Raw genomic sequence first — 17069 nt, forward strand, 5'->3', positions numbered from 1 at the left:
GCGGACGCGCCTGCTGTCTTCGGTGGTCCCGGATCGGATTCCGGGCATGCGCTAGCGGCCAACATGAGTTGGGCAGCGATTCAGTTTGCCACATCTTCCCGTTCGACGCGAAACGACAGCTCCTCCAGCAGCTTCCTGTCGTGCTTGTCGAGCGTCTCCGGGTCGAGCTCCGCCGCGAGGTCGGGCCGGTTTTGCACGGTGCGCCGCAGCGCCTCGTCCCGCCGCCACCTGGCGACCTTGCCGTGGTGCCCGGACAGCAGCACGGCCGGCACCTCGTGGCCGCGCCAGACCGGCGGCTTGGTGTAGACGGGGCCCTCGACGAGGTTGCGCATGGAGCCGGGGGCGAAGGAGTCGTCGACGGCCGACTGGGCGTTGCCCAGCACGCCGGGCAGCAGCCGGCCGACGGCCTCCACCATGACCAGCACCGCGACCTCGCCGCCGGCCAGCACGTAGTCGCCGATGCTGACCTCGTCGACGCGCAGCCGCCCGCCGTACTCGGCCATGACGCGGGAGTCGATGCCCTCGTAGCGGCCGCAGGCGAACAACAGCCACGGCTCCCCGGCCAGCTCCTGTGCCAGCTCCTGGGTGAACGGCCGCCCGCTCGGCGTCGGGACGACGAGCCGCGGCGCGCCGTCGCCGATCACCGCGTCGATCGCCTCGCCCCACACCTCGGGCTTCATGACCATGCCGGGGCCGCCGCCGTAGGGGGTGTCGTCCACGGTCTTGTGCACGTCGTGGGCCCAGTCGCGCAGCTGGTGGACGCGTACGTCGAGCGTGCCGCGCTCACGCGCCTTGCCGATGAGCGAGACGTCGAGCGGCGCGAAGTACTCGGGGAAGATCGAGATGATGTCGAGCCGCATCAGAGCAGCCCCTCCGGCGGGTCGACCACCAGCCGGCCGCCGGCCAGGTCGACCTCGGGCACCAGGGCCTTGACGAACGGGATGAGCGCCTCCTCCCGCCCCTCGCGGCGCACCACGAGGAGGTCCTGGCCGTGGTGCAGGACGTCCTCCACCTCGCCCACGGGCTCGCCGGCGACCGTCTCGACGGCCAAGCCGATGAGCTGGTGGTCGTGGAACTCGTCGGGGTCGCCGGTGGGCTCGACGTCGGCCGAGTCGATGACGAGCATGGTGCCCCGGAGGTCCTCGGCGACGTCGCGGTCCGTGACGCCCTCGAACGTCACCAGCAGGATGCCCTTGTGCCAGCGGCGCCCGGCGACGACGAGGGGCCCGGAGCCGGCCGGTTCGGTGGCGATCGACGCCCCGACGGCGAAGCGCCGCTCGGGCTCGTCGGTGCGCACCTCGACGGTGACCTCGCCGCGAACCCCGTGCGGACGGCCTATCCGGCCGACGACCAACTGCACGAACGTGCCCTTTCTAACGCGGAGCGCCCCCACCGGCGACGAACCGGTGAGGGCGCGGAAAACCTGACGCTAACGGACTGCCTCGTGCAGGTCGAGCAGATCGACCCGCACGTACTTCCCGTCGGCCAGGGCGTTGACGACCGTGCGCAGCGCCTTGGCGGTGCGCCCGCCGCGTCCGATGACCTTGCCCAGGTCCTCGGGGTGCACCCGGACCTCCAGGACGCGCCCGCTGCGGATGCGGCGTGCGCGGACCCGGACATCGTCGGGATGTTCGACGATGCCCTTAACGAGGTGCTCGAGAGCCTCCTCGAGCACGTCAGCCCTCGCCCTCGGTCGGGGTCTCGGCGGGGGCCTCGGACTCGTCCTTCTTCTTGGACTTGCGCGGCGTGGTGGCGGCCGTGCCGGTGTCGCCACCGGACAGGGCCTCCTTGGCCGCGGCCTCGTAGATGGCGTGCCGGTCGGGCTTGGGCTCGGCGACCTTGAGGGGCGCCGGGGCGGGCTCGCCCTTGAACTTCTGCCAGTCACCGGTGAGCTTGAGCAGCTTGAGCACCGGCTCGGTCGGCTGGGCGCCGACCCCCAGCCAGTAGGCCGCACGATCGGCGTTGATCTCGATGCGCGAAGGGTCGTCCTTCGGGTGGTACAGGCCGATCTCCTCGATCGCCCGGCCGTCACGCTTGGTGCGGCTGTCGGCGACGACGATGCGGTATTGAGCGTTGCGGATCATGCCGAGCCGCTTGAGCTTGATCTTGACTGCCACGGGTGTGGTCTCTCCTGCATTAGAGCGTGGGTGAGCGGCGCCGCGCCGAGTGGGGCACGACAGGACGACGCTCCAGGGACAGGCGTGATCAGCGGGTCGGTGAGAGGGCGCCCACCTGAACACGATGTTCCAACATGCAATTGTGCCAGATCGCCGTCACTGTCCACGACACCTCGCGGGTCACACCCGCAAAGCCTCGGCAACGAGGCGACCCGGCGTCAGTTCTGGCCGGGCAGCTTGAGCTTGGACGGGTCGAAGCCGGGCGGCAGCTCGATGCCCGGGGGCAGCTTGCCGTGCAGGTTGCCCAGCATGCCGCCCTGCTTGGGCTGCGCCTGGCCGTCGCCGTCGCCCGCGCCGGACGACGACTTCTCCAGCGCCGCCTTGCGCGGGTCGCCGCTGACGCGCCGGCCCTTCTTGTTCTTCTTCTGCGCCTTGGCCGCCTTGCCCCGGCCGCCCGGCATGCCGGGGATGCCCCCCATGCCGCCCGCGACCCGCTTCATCATCTTCTGGGCCTCGAAGAAGCGGGTGACGAGGTTGCTGACCGCGCTGACCGTGACGCCGGAGCCGGCCGCGATGCGGGCGCGGCGGGAGCCGTTGATGATCTTGGGGTCCTGGCGCTCGGCCGGGGTCATCGAGCGGATGATCGCGGCGATGCGGTCGAGGTCGCGGTCGTCGATGGCGTTGAGCTGGTCGCGCATCTGCCCCATGCCGGGCATCATGCCGAGCAGGTTCTTGATGGGGCCCATCTTCTGGACCATCATCATCTGCTCGAGGAAGTCGTCCAGCGTGAAGTTCTCGCCCGAGGTGAGCTTGCCCGCCATCTTGGCGGCCTGCTCCTCGTCGAACGTCTTCTGGGCCTGCTCGATGAGGGTGAGGATGTCACCCATGTCGAGGATGCGGGAGGCCATCCGGTCGGGGTGGAAGGCGTCGAAGTCTTCCAGCTTCTCGCCGGTGGAGGCGAACATGATCGGCCGGCCGGTGATGTGCCGCACCGACAGGGCCGCGCCGCCGCGGGCGTCGCCGTCGAGCTTGGTGAGCACGACGCCGTCGAAGCCGACGCCCTCCATGAACGCCTGCGCCGTGGTGACGGCGTCCTGGCCGATCATAGCGTCGACGACGAACAGGACCTCGTCGGGCCGCACCGCGTCGCGGATGTCGGCGGCCTGCTTCATCATCTCCTGGTCGATGCCGAGGCGACCGGCGGTGTCGATGATGACGATGTCGTGCTGCAGCCGCCTGGCCTCGTCGATCGAGTGGCGGGCCACGCCCACCGGGTCGCCGACGCCGTTGCCCGGCTCGGGCGCGTAGACGGCGACGCCGGCGCGCTCGCCGACGACCTGGAGCTGCTGGACGGCGTTGGGCCGCTGCAGGTCGGCGGCGACCAGCATGGGCGCGTGGCCCTGCTCGCGCAGCCACCTGGCCAGCTTGCCCGCCAGGGTCGTCTTGCCCGCGCCCTGGAGACCCGCCAGCATGATGACGGTGGGCGGCGTCTTGGCGAGGCGGAGCCGGCGGGTCTCGCCGCCGAGGATCTCGATCAGCTCGTCATTGACGATCTTGACGACTTGCTGCGCCGGGTTGAGCGCCTGGGACACCTCGGCCCCGCGGGCGCGCTCCTTGACCTGGGCGACGAACGCCTTGACCACCGGGAGCGCGACATCGGCCTCCAGCAGGGCGATGCGGATCTCCCGGGTGGTGGCGTCGATGTCGGCATCGGACAGCCGGCCCTTGGATCGAAGGGAGGAGAAAACCGATGTGAGGCGGTCGGAAAGCGTCTCGAACACGTGGTTGGCCAGTCCTCGAAGCGAATGAACGTCTAAGACTCCAGCCTATCCGCTTCCCTAGCCGCTCCAGCCTGGCACAGCCATCCGAACGGTGAGAGCGTGCTCGACGAGGTTGATCAGAGCGCTCTTGACGGAGTCCTTGGAGCGCGCGTCGAGCCGCACCATGGGGATGTGCGGGGCCAGCGTGAGGGCGTCGCGGACCTCGCCGTCGCTGTGGATGTACTGGCCGTCCCAGCCGTTGATGCCGACGATGAACGGCAGCTGGGCCTCTTCGAAATAGTCGATGGCGGGGAAGCTGTCGGCCAGCCGGCGGGTGTCCACCAGGACCACGGCACCGATGGCGCCGCGCACGAGGTCGTCCCACATGAACCAGAACCGGTGCTGTCCTGGCGTGCCGAACAGGTAGAGGATCAGGTCGCGGTCGAGCGAGACGCGGCCGAAGTCCATGGCCACGGTCGTGGTCGACTTCAGCGGGGTCATGCCGAGGTCGTCGATGCCTGCGGACGCGTCGGTCATGACGGCCTCGGTCGTCAACGGCATGATCTCCGACACCGCGCCGACGAACGTCGTCTTGCCGACGCCGAAGCCCCCGGCCACGACGATCTTCGTCGAGGTCAGGCCGGGGCTAGAGCCTTCGAAGTCCACTGAGCACCCTTTCCAGCAGGTTGACGTCCGGCCTACCCGCCTCGAGCTGCGGCTGGTGCACCCGCACGAGGCCCTCGGCCGCCATGTCAGCGATCAGAACACGCACCACGCCGAGCGGCATCCGCAGCAGCGCGGAGACCTCCGCCACCGACCTCACCTGCAGGCACAACTGGCTGATCGCCTTGTACTCGGGCGTGATGTGCGAGAACTCCCGGTGCTCGGCGGTCGCCGAGGACACCAGAGCCTCCATCGCCAGCTTGACCTTCGGTGCGGTCCGCCCGCCGGTGACGGCGTACGGGCGTACCGGTGAGGCAGGGTCGGCGGCAGTGGGCTGGGGCGGCGGCGGGGGCTCCCAGCCGCCGCTGTTCCACCCGCCGCTGTTCCACGTGGGGTTCGTCATTCCATCACCTGGTCTGGCTGGCACGCAGCTCCGCGCGCACAGCCGGGGTCAGCACCTGCCCGGCGCGGTCCACCATCAGCGTCATCTGGTACGCCACCAGACCCATGTCGCAGTCGGGCGCCGCGAGGACCGCCAGGCACGAGCCGTCGCTGATCGACATGATCAGCATCAGCCCGCGCTGCATCTCCACGATCGTCTGGTTGACCGCCCCGCCCTCGAACACCCTGGCCGCGCCCTGCGTCAGGCTGATCAGGCCCGATGCGATGGCGGCCAGCTGGTCGGCGCGGTCCGCCGGGAAACCTGACGAGGCGGCCAGCGGCAACCCGTCCGAAGAGACGACCACCGCGTGGGCGACACCCGGGACGGTGCTGACGAAGTCGGTGATCAACCAATCCACCCCGCGTGCCGCGTGGCTCAGGTCGTTCACGCGCCCTCCTCCCTGCTGTCACTCCTGGGGCCGGACCCGTACGTCCTGCCCTCGCTGATGTCATCGCGTGCGGCCCGGAAGCCCTGCTGGAAGCTGGACAGGCGGCTGCGCACCCGGTCCGGCGAGACGGCGGGCATGGGCGCGACGCCCTTCGGGGCCGAGACGGTGTCGGCCGAGCCGGGCACCAGGTTGGCCTTGGGCACCCGCTTGGGCAGGCCGGCGGCCGTCGCCCCGTCGCGTACCGGCTCGACCACGGCCTTGGCCGCGCTCCAGCCCTCGTCGGCCTTGCTGGAGCCCCAGGTGGCCGCGTTGGCCTCGCCGCCGTTGTCGAACCAGGCTGACTCGACGGAGGCGAAGATCGGCAGGTACTCGTCCCCGGACGCGGCCGGCTTGACCACGGGGATGGGACCCGTGGCGGCGGACTCGGTCTCGGGGAAGTCGAAGGACGGTGCGGGACCACCGGACGGCCGTCCGGCGGGGCGCGTCCACGGGCTCGGCTCCTCGGCGGGAGCGCGGGTCCACGGTGAGGGCTCCTCCGGCGGGGCGGCGCCCCTGCGCGGCAGCGCCGTGGTCTCGCCGGTCGCCGGGCCGCGCGAGGAGACCCAGACGTCCGAGGAGGGCGCGGAGTTGTTCGCCATCCAGTTGCCCGCGCCGTTGCCGGCGCCGCTTCCCATACCGGCGCCCATGCCACCGCCGGCGCCCATGCCGTTGTCGGAGGAGGGCCACTGCGGCGCCGAGGCCCACGGGGAGCCGGCCGCGGCGGGCTCCGCCGACGGGTACGACGGGTACGACGGATGCCCGGGACCGAGCTGGTAGGACGTGGCCGGCCAGCCGGCGCCCGCGGGCTGCGGCGACGGGAACGCCTCCTCGCGGGACGGCTGCCCGGTGCCCGCGGTGGCGGGCGTGGCGGAGCCGGCGTACGAGGGGGCCTGCGCGCCGAGCAGCGACTCGGGGATGAGGACCATGGCGGTCAGGCCGCCGGAGCCGTGCGGGCGGAGCTGCACGCGGATGCCGTGGCGGTGCGCCAGGCGGGCGACCACGAACAGGCCCATGCGGCGGGACACCGACACGTCCACGGTGGGGGCGTTGGTGAGCCGGTCGTTGGCCTGGGCCAGCTCGTCGGCCGTCATGCCGATGCCGGAGTCGCTGATCGAGAGCATGATGCCGCCGCCGTCGATCCGGCTGCCCGAGACGGGGACGCGGGTCTCCCGGGGCGAGAACGACAGCGCGTTCTCGATCAGCTCGGCGAGCAGGTGGATGACGTCGTTGACGGCCTGGCCCGCGATGGAGACGCCCTCGGGCACCTCCAGCACGACCCGTTCGTAGTTCTCGACCTCGGAGAGAGAGGCGCGGGCGACGTCGACCAGCTTGACCGGCTGGCTCCAGCGGCGCGGCGGCTCCTGGCCGGCGAGCACCAGCAGGTTCTCACTGTTGCGCCGCATACGGGTCGCCAGGTGGTCCAGCTTGAACAGGTTCCCGAGCCGCTGCTCGTCCTGCTCGCCCTGCTCCAGACCGTCGATCAGGGTGATCTGCCGCTCCACCAGCGTCTGGCTGCGGCGGGACAGGTTCACGAACATCGCGTTGACGTTGGCCCGCAGCTTGGACTCCTCACCCGCCAGGCGGACCGCCTCGCGGTGGACCTCGTCGAAGGCCCGCGCCACTTCACCGATCTCGTCCTTGGAGTTGATCTCGATGGGCGGCACGCGGAGTTTGTCGGGGCTGACGTCCGTCTCGCGGAGCTGGCGGACCAGGTCGGGCAGGGTCTGACCGGCGATCTTGAGCGCGTCGCCGCGCAGCCGGCGCAGCGGCCGGACCAGCGAGCCCGCCATGATGGCGGTGATCACGAGGACCAGGATCAGCAGGCCGACCACGATCGCGATGTTGATCGCGGCGGTCTGCCTGTCGGCGCTCGCGACGTCGGTGGAGCGGGTGGCGACCTGCACGCCCAGGTTCTTCTGCACCTGGTGGAGGCGGTCGACGGTGTCGGAGATGGAGTCGAACCAGCGGCCGGCGTCGTCGTTGCTGCCGGTGTCGAGCCTGCGCAGGTAACGGGTGCCGGTGACGTTGTTGCTGCTGGCGACGCCGACGGCGTTGTTGTGCAGCAGGACGGCGCGGTCGATGTAGAACTCGGCGCGGCCGATCTTGGTGTTCGCGACGGTGTCGTCGAACATCTGCCGCTGCTGGAGGGTGGCGGCGGAGCGGAAGGCCGCCCGCTCGCTGTTGCGCTTGGACCCGGCGTCGAGGAAGGCGTTGAACTCGGTCTCCTCGAACGACCCGCGCTCCAGCGCGATCGCCAGCAGGGCGCGCTGCTTGGACGCCTCCTCCTCGGCGCGCGCGATGGCGCGCAGGGCGGCGCTGGTGGAGATCAGCTGCTCGTCCGCGGCGCCCTGGGCCAGCTCGTCGTAGAGCTGCAGCAGCTCGGCGATGGTCTCGGAGTACTTCTCCATCGTCGGCAGCGGCGGGAGGTGCGAATTGATCGCCGTCTCACGCAGCGAGCGGAGCTGGGAGAGCCGGGTCGTGATGCGGTCGAGGGACCGGCGGCCGATCTCGGACAGGGAGTCCTCGGTGGTCTTCGCGTTGGACAGCACGCGGCCCACGCTGACGTCCACGATGCGCTGCTGGCCGGCCAGCCGGTCCTTCTCGCCGCCGGAGCGGCCGGAGGCGACGAAGCGGCTGGCCAGGTCGCGCTCGAGTCCGAGGTCACGGACGAGCTCGCCGACCTGGGTGATGAGCGTGTTGACCTCGCCCACGACCTGGTACTGCTGGGCGCTGCCGATCGAGCTGGTGACGCGGAGCGCTCCCAGAACGACGGCCACGAGCGTGGGGACGGCGATGAGGGCGATCAGGCGGGTTCGTACCCGCCAGTTGCGCAGCGCGAGCGGGCTGCCCGACTTGGGCAGCTGAACCTCTGGCACCTCGCCGCCCACTGGCTTTTCGGGCACGTCCGGGGCCCTACCACGACCGGTTTCGGTCGTTGTTGTCCTCACTGGTGGCAACCTCTCGCCATGGCCTGCTTTGTGGGGGTCTCAGCGGCTTCGTCTCTCGCACGAGTGATCGCAGGCAAGTTCGAGGCCCAATTTGAGCACAAACCTCATAGTTAGGCCAACGTATCGCCAGTTTTCAACCGTTCCAGATCACACATTGTTCACAAGGCAAGCTCTCGACCACGGAGCGCAACCGGTACACCAATCCGGACAAACAGCTCATAAACGGTCTTTATCCCCATATTTACATCTATAGACGTTTACAGTCTTATTTGACAGATAAACAGCATATACGCGGCATTGCGCCGACCTTCGGCGTTCCCTTCCGCTACGCTTCACGCCCGGTATCCTGTGCCGATCTCCAGAAGCTTCCCCCTGGTAGGAGAACCCCCCATGACACGCAAACTGCGCTGTTACGCCGTCGCACTCGGCGTCACAGTCGCTCTGACGCTTGCCGGCTGCGGTGGATCCGACGACGGCGGCGCCACCTCAGCCAACAGCAAGGGCTTGGAGAAAACCACCATTAAGGTCGGTGCTCTTCCGATCCCTGACCCTGTATCGGTTTACATCGCGCAGGCCAAGGGCTTCTTCAAGGAAGAGGGCCTGACGGTCGAGCCCACGCCGATCACCGGTGGCGCCGTGGCCGTCCCGATGATCGAGAGCGGCCAGCTCGACATCTCGCAGACGAACTACGTCTCGACCTTCGCGGCGGTCGCCGGCGGCAAGAAGATCAAGCTCGTCGCCGACATGTACCAGGCGGGCGCGAACTGCTTCGTCATCATGGTGCCGGGCGACTCGCCCATCAAGACCGTGGCCGACCTCAAGGGCAAGACGATTTTCGTCAACAACCTGAACAATGTCGCCACTCTCGCCGTGGAGACGCAGCTCAAGGTCGCCGGTCTCTCCAAGGACGACGTGAAGTTCGCGGAGAAGCCGTTCCCCGAGATGGGCAACGCGATCAAGGCGGGCCAGGCCGACGCGGGCTGGATCACCGAGCCGTTCATCACCGCCAACCAGAGCGCCAACGGCTTCCGCAAGCTGGCCGACACCATCACCGGCCAGACCGAGGACCTGCCGATCGCCGGCTGGATGGCCAGCGAGGAGTGGGTGCAGAAGTACCCGAAGACGCTCGCCGCCTTCCAGCGCGCGATCGCCAAGGCCCAGCAGCTCGCCTCCAGCGACCGCAAGGAGATCGAGGCCATGCTGCCGAAGTACACCAAGATCGACGCCAAGACGGCGTCCGTGATCACGCTCGGCACCTATCCGAGTGAGCTCAACGCCAACCGCCTCCAGAAGGTGGCCGACCTCATGCTCGAGTACGGCTACCTCAAGAGCCCGCTCGACGTGAAGTCCGTGATCGCGGCACCCGCCTCAAGCGGATGACCGGTGCTCGCCTGCTCCGCGGCGCCGCCGGCGCCGCGGGGTTCTTCGTCGTCGGGGAGCTGGTCATCCGCTACGGCATCGGCGATGACATGGACTTCCCTCCCCCGTCGACCATCCTGCTCGAAACCGGGCGCCTCCTGGCGGACCCCGACTTCCTCGCCGGAGTCGCCGCGACCCTCGCCAACTGGGCGCTCGGCCTGCTGATCGCGATCTGCGTCGCGGTGCCGCTCGGCGTGCTGCTGGGCTCGTTGCCGCCGGTGGAGCGCGCCATCCGGCCCGTACTGGAGTTCCTGCGTCCGATCCCCTCGGTCGCCATCATCCCGCTCGCCATCCTGCTCATCCCGGTGGACGAGATGATGAAGGTCTCGGTGATCGTGTACGCCTCCCTGTGGCCGATCCTCATCAACACCCTCTACGGCATGCACGACGTGGACCCCTTGGCCAAGGAGTCCCTGCGCAGCTTCGGCTTCGGCCCGCTCGCGGTGCTCTCGCGCGTGAGCGTGCCGAGCGCGGCCCCGTTCATGGCCACCGGCGTGCGCATCGCGGCCGGCATCGCGCTGGTCCTCGCCGTGAGCGCCGAGCTGGTCGCGGGCGGCGTCGCCGGCATCGGCGTGTACGTGATCCAGGCCGGCAGCGGCAACCGCATGGACCTCATGATGGCCGCGACCGTCTGGGCCGGGCTGTTCGGCGTGGCCGCCAACGTGGTACTGCTGGCCGGCGAGCGCCGCCTGTTCCACTGGCATCGCATGCGGACGGGAGCGCAGTCGTGAAGGCACTCGCCCGGTTCTGGGTCATCCCGGTCGTGCTCGTCGCGTGGGAGCTCATCGCCCGCGCGGTGGAGGACACCGACTTCCCGCCGCCCACGACGATCGTCGCCCGGATGTACGAGCTGTGGTTCTCCGGCCCGGTCTCCCGCCTCTTCCTGACGGACGACGCGCTGGAGAACCTGCTGCCGAGCCTCGCCCGGATGTTCAGCGGCTGGGTGCTCGCCGCGGTGCTGGGCATCGTCGCGGGCGTGCTGCTCGGGCGCTCGCGCACGGCGACCGACTACGTGGACCCGCTGATCGAGTTCGGCCGGGCGATCCCGCCGCCGCTGCTGCTGCCGGTCTTCATCGTGCTGTTCCAGGCGAGCCTGCCGATGATGCTGGCGGCGATCGTGTTCGGCGTGATCTGGCCGGTGCTGCTCAACTCGATCGACGGCGTACGTGCGGTGGACCGCACCTACACCGAGACCGCCACGGTCTTCAACCTGTCCAAGCAGCAGTACCTGCGGCTGGTGGTGCTGCCCGCGGCCTCGCCGAAGATCTTCGCCGGGTTGCGGCTGAGCCTGTCGCTGGCGCTGATCCTCATGGTCATCTCGGAGCTGTTCGGCAGCACCGACGGCATCGGCTACCAGCTCCTGCAGGCCCAGCGCAGCTTCGACGGCGCCGGGGTGTGGGCCGCGATCGTGCTGCTCGGAGTGCTCGGCTATCTCGTGAACTCCCTGTTCGTGCTGGTCGAGCGGCGTCTGCTCGTCTGGCACCGGCAGGCCACCCGCAACGCGACCTGACCTGGAAGGACGTATGCCGCATTCCGACGAGCTTCTCTGGGGAGCCGTAGGCGACATCTCCCGGCTGGCCGCCCTGCTCACCATGGCGGAGCTGGGCGTGGCCGACCACCTGACGGACGGCCCGCTCGGCACCGCCGAGCTGGCCCGGCGCTGCGAGGCCGACGCGCCCGCGCTGCGCCGGGTCCTGCGCGAGCTGGCCGCCATGGACCTCGTCCGGCCGGCCGGGCCGGACGCCTACGACCTCGCCCCGAGAGGCACCGCGCTGCGCTCGGACGTGCACGACTCGGTCCGCTCGTCGATCAGGATGCTCGGCGAGGAGAGCTTCTGGTACGCCATGGGCCTGCTCCCCGCCACGGTCCGCGAGGGCAGCTCGGCCTTCGTGAAACGGTACGGCCACCTCTACGACCACCTGGGCGCCGACCCGGCGCTCAGCCGCATGTTCGACGACTACATGAGGCGCCGGGCCCTGCCCTTCACCGAGGGCCTGGTCAAGGCGTACGCCTTCCCGCCGGAGGCGACGATGGTGGACGTGGCCGGCGGCAAGGGACACATCCTGGCCTCGGTCCTGCACGCCAACCCGCAGATGCGCGGCATCCTGCTCGACCTGGGCCACGTCACCGCGCACGCGGAGCGGACCTTCGCCGAGGAGGGGCTGGCCGGACGGACGGAGGTCGTCGCCGGCGACTTCTTCACCGGGGTGCCGGCCGGCGGCGACGTCTACCTGCTGGCCAGCGTCCTGCACAACTGGGACGACGACGACGCCGTCACCATCCTCGGCAACATCCGGCGCGCCATGAGCCCGGACGGGCGGGTGCTCGTGCTGGAGGTGGTGCTGCCCGACGACGCGGCGCCGCACCTGGGCAAGGACATCGACCTGCGGATGCTGGCGATCTTCAACGGGGGCGCGGAGCGTACCCGGGAGGAGTACGCCGCGCTGCTCGGCCGGGCGGGCCTGGCCCTTTCCGAGGTCGTCGACCTGGGCTCCGGCGCGAGCCTCATCGAAGCCCTGCCCGTCTGAGCCGCCTTTCGGAGTCTGCCGCCGCTCTCCGTCACGGCGGCAGGACGCAACGGAGAGCGGGGCGGCGGATCCCGAGGGTCAGCCGCCCCAGCCCGGCACGGCCATCCGTACCGAGAGGGCGTGCTCGACCAGCTCGATCAGCGTGTTCTTGACGGAGTCCTTCTTGCGCGCGTCGAGCCGCACCATGGGGATGTGCGGGGCCAGCGTGAGGGCGTCGCGAACCTCCCCGTCGCTGTGCGGGTACTGGCCGTCCCAGCCGTTGATGCCCACGATGAACGGCAGCTGCGCCTCTTCGAAATAGTCGATGGCGGGGAAGCTGTCGGCCAGCCGGCGGGTGTCGACCAGCACGACCGCGCCGATGGCGCCGCGCACGAGGTCGTCCCACATGAACCAGAACCGGTGCTGTCCTGGCGTGCCGAACAGGTAGAGGATCAGGTCGCGGTCGAGCGAGACGCGGCCGAAGTCCATGGCCACGGTCGTGGTCGACTTCAGCGGGGTCATGCCGAGGTCGTCGATGCCTGCGGAGGCGTCGGTCATGACGGCTTCCGTGGTCAGCGGCATGATCTCCGACACCGCGCCGACGAACGTCGTCTTGCCCACCCCGAAGCCGCCGGCCACGACGATCTTCGTCGAGGTGAGTCCGGGGCTAGAGCCTGCGAAGTCCACTGAGCACCCTTTCGAGCAAGTTCACATCGGGCCGGCCGGCGTCCTCCAGCTGTGGCTGGTGCACGCGGACCAGGCCCTCGGCCGCCATGTCAGCGATCAGCACACGGACCACGCCTAGGGGGATCCGGAGAAGGGCGGAGACCTCCGCGACGGACCGGACCTGCCGGCACAGTTGGCTGATCGCCTGGTACTCCGGCGTGATATGCGAGAACTCCCGGTGCTCGGCGGTCGCCGAGGACACCAGGGCCTCCATCGCCAGCTTGACCCGCGGCGCCGTCCGCCCGCCTGTCACGGCGTAGGGACGGACGGGCGATGCGGGGTCCGGGTTCAGCTGCGACTGGGGCTGGGACTGGGGCTGCGACTCCGGCGCCCACCCGCCGCTGTTCCATCTGGGGTCCGTCATTCCATCACCTGGTCTGGCTGGCACGCAGCTCCGCGCGCACAGCCGGGGTCAGCACCTGGCCCGCGCGATCGACCATCAGCGTCATCTGGTACGCCACCAGACCCATGTCGCAGTCCGGGGCGGCCAGCACCGCCAGGCACGAGCCGTCGCTGATCGACATGATCAGCATCAGCCCGCGCTGCATCTCCACGATCGTCTGGTTGACCGCCCCGCCCTCGAACACCCTGGCCGCGCCCTGCGTCAGGCTCACCAGCCCCGACGCGATGGCCGCCAGCTGGTCGGCGCGGTCCGCCGGGAAACCTGACGAGGCGGCCAGCGGCAACCCGTCCGAAGAGACGACCACCGCGTGCGCGACACCCGGCACCGTGCTGACGAAGTCGGTGATCAACCAATCCACCCCGCGTGCCGCGTGGCTCAGGTCGTTCACGCGCCCTCCTCCCTTTCGTCGTTCCGCGAGCCGGCGGAGAACGCCTTGCCCTCGGTGATGTCGTCCCGCGCCGCCCGGTAACCCTGCTGGAAGCTGGACAGGCGGTTGCGGACCCGGTCGGGCGAGACCGACGGCATCGGCGTCACGCCCTTGGGCGCGGCCGCGGTGCCCGCCGAGCCGGGCACCAGGTTGGCCTTGGGCACCCGTTTGGGCAGGCCGGCGGCCGTCGATCCGTCACGTACCGGTTCCACCACGGCCTCCGCAGCGTTCCATCCCTCGTCCGCCTTGCTGCTGCTCCACGTCTTGTCGCGGCCGAACCAGGCGGACTCGACCGCGGCGAAGATCGGTAAGTAGTCGTCGCCGCCGGCCGCCGGAGGGACCGCCGGGATGGGCCCGGTGTCCCCGGAGTCGTCGGTGAACTCGAACCCGGGACGCTGTGGCGGCATCGTGTCGCCGCTCCAGCCGCCGGGCGGCGGTTGCGGTGGCGTGGGCCTTCTGGGCAGGCCGCCGCCGTTCCACGCGGAGGTCCGGGGCGGCGACCAGACGTCGGAGGCGTCGAAGCCGCGTGGTTCCGGCGCCGACCAGGAGGCGGCGTCGGGCTGCCAGCCCGGCGTGTTCGGCCAGCCGTTGCTCTCGGCGCCCGAGGGGCCGGAGGGGAAGGACGGGTGGCCTGGGCCCAGCTGGGCGGGCGGCTGCGGCCAGTCGATGGCGGGCGGGGCCGGATGCGGGCCCGAGTAGGGCTCGTCCCCTCCCCCGCCGCCCGCGCCGGAGAAGGCGGGCGGCCGCTCGTACGGCTGGCCGAAGGACGGGTGCCCCGAGGAGGGCTGGTCGAAGGCCGGCGGCGGGTTGTACGACGGCGGCTGGTTGCCGGTGAACGACGGCATCCCGGCCGCGTGCGCCGGGGCCTGGGAGCCCAGCATGTTCTCGGGGATGAGCACCATGGCGGTCAGGCCGCCGGAGGCGTGCGGGCGGAGCTGCACGCGGATGCCGTGCCGGTGGGCCAGGCGGGCGACCACGAACAGGCCCATCCGCCGGGAGACCGACACGTCCACGGAGGGCGCGTCCGTCAGCCGGTCGTTGGCCTGGATGAGCTCGTCCTGGGTCATGCCGATGCCGGAGTCGGTGATCGACAGCATCACGCCGCCGCCGTCGATCCGGCTGCCGGAGACCGTCACCCGGGTCTCGCGCGGCGAGAACGACAGCGCGTTCTCCACCAGCTCGGCGAGCAGGTGGATGACGTCGTTGACGGCCTGGCCCGCCACCGAGACGCCGTCGGGCACCTGGAGCACGACCCGCTCGTAGTTCTCGACCTCCGACAGAGAGGCGCGGGCCACGTCGACCAGCTTGACCGGCTGGCTCCAGCGGCGCGGCGGCTCCTGACCGGCGAGCACCAGCAGGTTCTCACTGTTGCGCCGCATACGGGTCGCCAGGTGGTCCAGCTTGAACAGGTTCCCGAGCCGCTGCTCGTCCTGCTCGCCCTGCTCCAGACCGTCGATCAGGGTGATCTGCCGCTCCACCAGCGTCTGGCTGCGGCGCGAGAGGTTCACGAACATCGCGTTGACGTTGCTGCGCAGCCGGGCCTCCTCGCCGGCCAGCCGGACCGCCTCGCGGTGCACCTCGTCGAACGCCCGCGCGACCTCGCCGATCTCGTCGTGCGTGTCGACGCTGATCGGGGCGACCGGGCCCGGGCTGCCGTCGGTGCTCTCGCGCAGGGCCTTGACCGTCTCCGGCAGGCGCTGCCCGGCGATGTCGAGCGCCTCGCGGCGCAACCGGCGCAGCGGCCTGATGAGCGAGCGGGCGATGAGCGAGATGATCGCCACCACGACGAGCAGCAGGAGCAGGATGAGGCCGCCGGAGATCATCGCCGCGCGGTTGGCGCCCTCCTCCAGGCCGCGGGCGCGCAGGATCACCGAGGAGGCGAGGTCCTTCTCCACCTCCCGCAGGGCGTCGATCTTGCCGGTGCTGACGTCGAACCAGGTGGTGACGTCCCTGTTGGGCGAGGCGCCGATGCTCAGCTCCTTGCCCTCGGACGCCTGCGCCATCGCGCGCAGCCGGAACAGGTCGGTCTGGTCCACGTCGCGGCCGACCACCGTGTTGCGGTACAGCTCAAGCTGGTCGAGGTTGGCCAGCGTGGCGAAGAGGGTCTCCTCGCTCTCCTCGCGCGCCTTGGCGTCGGTCAGCGCGTCCAGCTCACCGCTGTCGAAGGACTTCTTGTCCAGGGCGCTGGCGAGGATGCCGCGCTGCTTGGACGCCTGCTCCTTGGCCCGCGCGATGGCGGCCATCGCGCTCGCGCTGTGGTTGACCTGGTCGTCCACCGCGACCTGGCCGACCTGGTCGTGGAACTGCAGGAGCGCGGAGATGATCTGGGAGTACTTGTCGATCATCGGCAGCGGCTGGATCTTGCCCTTGACGGCGGTGGCGCGCAGCGTCGGGATCTCCTCCAGACGGCGCAGCACCGGCCGCACGGAGCTGCCGTGCGTGTCGGAGATCGCCTGTCCCCGCTCCTTGACCTCGTCGATCAGCGCGTCCACGCCGCTGTAGGTGGTCTGGAGCTGCGCCTCGCGGCTGCCGGGCCGGCCCTGGGCGATGAACAGCGCGGTCTCGTCGCGTTCGAAGGCGAGCTCGTGGGTGACGGCCCCGAGCTGCTCGCTGAACTCGGCGACCTGCCGGAGGGTCTGGTAGGTGTCGGCGTCGTTGAGCGAGGTGATCACGCTGAGCCCGCCGAGCCCCACGGCCACGGCCGTGGGAACGACGATCAGCGCGATGAGGCGCGACCGCACGTGCCAGTTGCCCAGTCCGAACCTGCGTGAGGAGGGTTTGGCCGGCCGTTGCTTCTGGCGCTGCTTCTGGTGCGCGTGCGGCTCGCGGTCGGCGGAAGCTTCAGCGCTCTGCGTTCTCACTTGCCTTCGCAACCTCTCGCCCCGGGAGGGGAATTCTCGGTGACCCTGCAGGTAAATGCGCGTTGGGGCAATTTAGTACGTCAAGATAAGCGTCATTTGAGCACATGGCCCGAAGGCAGCCAACCACCGATCGTGCTCGATCGAGAAGTTTGTCCTAGAGTGTCCGAAAATTACGCCAGAATCGGTAAACAGCCGTCCATCTGCGGAAACAAGGTGTAAGAGATCGCCCTGCGGGCCTCTTCCTCACCCACAGGGGTTTCACCAGAACCGCCCCGCCAGTAACGTCGGTCTCGTTCACACCTCCATTCCCAAACTGGACAAACCTCCAGTTACTTACCGGTCGTCAAATTTTCACGATATAGCGGGAAG

General features: G+C 69.9%; 17 protein-coding genes. 4 read left to right on the plus strand and 13 right to left on the minus strand.

Annotation, left to right across the window (positions count from 1 at the left end):
* Window positions 1-80 precede the first annotated feature (80 nt).
* The 9 genes from trmD to SMD20_RS21215 form a co-directional block, all read right to left on the minus strand.
* Entirely contained in the window at window positions 81-860 is a 780-nt protein-coding gene (gene trmD / locus SMD20_RS21175; protein WP_329583809.1) for a tRNA (guanosine(37)-N1)-methyltransferase TrmD, read from the minus strand.
* Window positions 860-1360, minus strand: coding sequence for a ribosome maturation factor RimM (gene rimM / locus SMD20_RS21180; protein WP_329583810.1), 501 nt, complete (start codon window positions 1358-1360; stop codon window positions 860-862). The genes trmD and rimM overlap by 1 nt, the downstream gene beginning before the upstream one ends.
* Before the next feature lie 69 nt (window positions 1361-1429).
* The gene (locus SMD20_RS21185) at window positions 1430-1675 is read right to left on the minus strand and encodes an RNA-binding protein (protein WP_043634919.1); all 246 of its coding nucleotides are present in this window, start codon (window positions 1673-1675) and stop codon (window positions 1430-1432) included.
* 1 nt (window position 1676) lies between these two features.
* Window positions 1677-2117 (minus strand): 30S ribosomal protein S16, encoded by a 441-nt coding sequence (rpsP, locus tag SMD20_RS21190; protein ID WP_329583812.1) that lies wholly within the window; start codon window positions 2115-2117, stop codon window positions 1677-1679.
* 218 nt (window positions 2118-2335) lie between these two features.
* A complete protein-coding gene (gene ffh / locus SMD20_RS21195) occupies window positions 2336-3898 on the minus strand; it encodes a signal recognition particle protein (RefSeq protein ID WP_329583813.1) in 1563 nt (520 codons plus the stop codon).
* Between the two features lie 57 nt (window positions 3899-3955).
* Window positions 3956-4516 carry a GTP-binding protein gene (locus SMD20_RS21200; RefSeq protein ID WP_329592629.1) on the minus strand — a complete coding sequence of 187 codons (561 nt, stop codon included), beginning with the start codon at window positions 4514-4516 and terminating at the stop codon, window positions 3956-3958.
* Window positions 4517-4523: 7 nt separating this feature from the next.
* Window positions 4524-4943 (minus strand): DUF742 domain-containing protein, encoded by a 420-nt coding sequence (locus SMD20_RS21205; protein ID WP_329583815.1) that lies wholly within the window; start codon window positions 4941-4943, stop codon window positions 4524-4526.
* 4 nt (window positions 4944-4947) lie between these two features.
* On the minus strand, window positions 4948-5370 hold the full coding sequence (locus tag SMD20_RS21210) for a roadblock/LC7 domain-containing protein (RefSeq protein WP_329583816.1): 423 nt from the start codon (window positions 5368-5370) through the stop codon (window positions 4948-4950).
* Window positions 5367-8312, minus strand: a complete 2946-nt coding sequence (locus SMD20_RS21215; protein WP_329583818.1) for a sensor histidine kinase — start codon at window positions 8310-8312, stop codon at window positions 5367-5369. The genes SMD20_RS21210 and SMD20_RS21215 overlap by 4 nt, the downstream gene beginning before the upstream one ends.
* 435 nt (window positions 8313-8747) lie before the next feature.
* Here SMD20_RS21215 and SMD20_RS21220 point away from each other — a divergent pair, with 435 nt between their 5' ends.
* The 4 genes from SMD20_RS21220 to SMD20_RS21235 are packed head-to-tail and all read left to right on the plus strand — an operon-like array spanning window position 8748 to window position 12304.
* Window positions 8748-9737 (plus strand): ABC transporter substrate-binding protein, encoded by a 990-nt coding sequence (locus SMD20_RS21220; protein WP_245775433.1) that lies wholly within the window; start codon window positions 8748-8750, stop codon window positions 9735-9737.
* Window positions 9734-10507, plus strand: coding sequence for an ABC transporter permease (locus tag SMD20_RS21225; RefSeq protein WP_329583822.1), 774 nt, complete (start codon window positions 9734-9736; stop codon window positions 10505-10507). The genes SMD20_RS21220 and SMD20_RS21225 overlap by 4 nt, the downstream gene beginning before the upstream one ends.
* Entirely contained in the window at window positions 10504-11286 is a 783-nt protein-coding gene (locus SMD20_RS21230; RefSeq protein WP_329583824.1) for an ABC transporter permease, read from the plus strand. The genes SMD20_RS21225 and SMD20_RS21230 overlap by 4 nt, the downstream gene beginning before the upstream one ends.
* A gap of 13 nt (window positions 11287-11299) precedes the next feature.
* Window positions 11300-12304, plus strand: a complete 1005-nt coding sequence (locus SMD20_RS21235) for a methyltransferase (protein ID WP_329583826.1) — start codon at window positions 11300-11302, stop codon at window positions 12302-12304.
* A gap of 78 nt (window positions 12305-12382) precedes the next feature.
* Here the strand turns inward: SMD20_RS21235 and SMD20_RS21240 are convergent, their stop codons facing one another.
* The 4 genes from SMD20_RS21240 to SMD20_RS21255 are packed head-to-tail and all read right to left on the minus strand — an operon-like array spanning window position 12383 to window position 16700.
* Window positions 12383-12970 carry a GTP-binding protein gene (locus SMD20_RS21240; protein WP_091093469.1) on the minus strand — a complete coding sequence of 196 codons (588 nt, stop codon included), beginning with the start codon at window positions 12968-12970 and terminating at the stop codon, window positions 12383-12385.
* A complete protein-coding gene (locus SMD20_RS21245; protein ID WP_329583829.1) occupies window positions 12951-13373 on the minus strand; it encodes a DUF742 domain-containing protein in 423 nt (140 codons plus the stop codon). Before SMD20_RS21245 ends, SMD20_RS21240 begins: the two co-directional genes overlap by 20 nt.
* A gap of 4 nt (window positions 13374-13377) precedes the next feature.
* Window positions 13378-13800, minus strand: a complete 423-nt coding sequence (locus SMD20_RS21250; protein ID WP_020546542.1) for a roadblock/LC7 domain-containing protein — start codon at window positions 13798-13800, stop codon at window positions 13378-13380.
* Window positions 13797-16700: a sensor histidine kinase gene (locus SMD20_RS21255; protein WP_329583831.1), complete on the minus strand. Its 2904-nt coding sequence runs from the start codon at window positions 16698-16700 to the stop codon at window positions 13797-13799. Before SMD20_RS21255 ends, SMD20_RS21250 begins: the two co-directional genes overlap by 4 nt.
* Window positions 16701-17069: the final 369 nt, after the last annotated feature.

It is taken from the genome of Nonomuraea sp. LP-02 (assembly GCF_036289125.1).
In the GTDB taxonomy this organism is placed as follows: domain Bacteria; phylum Actinomycetota; class Actinomycetes; order Streptosporangiales; family Streptosporangiaceae; genus Nonomuraea; species Nonomuraea bangladeshensis.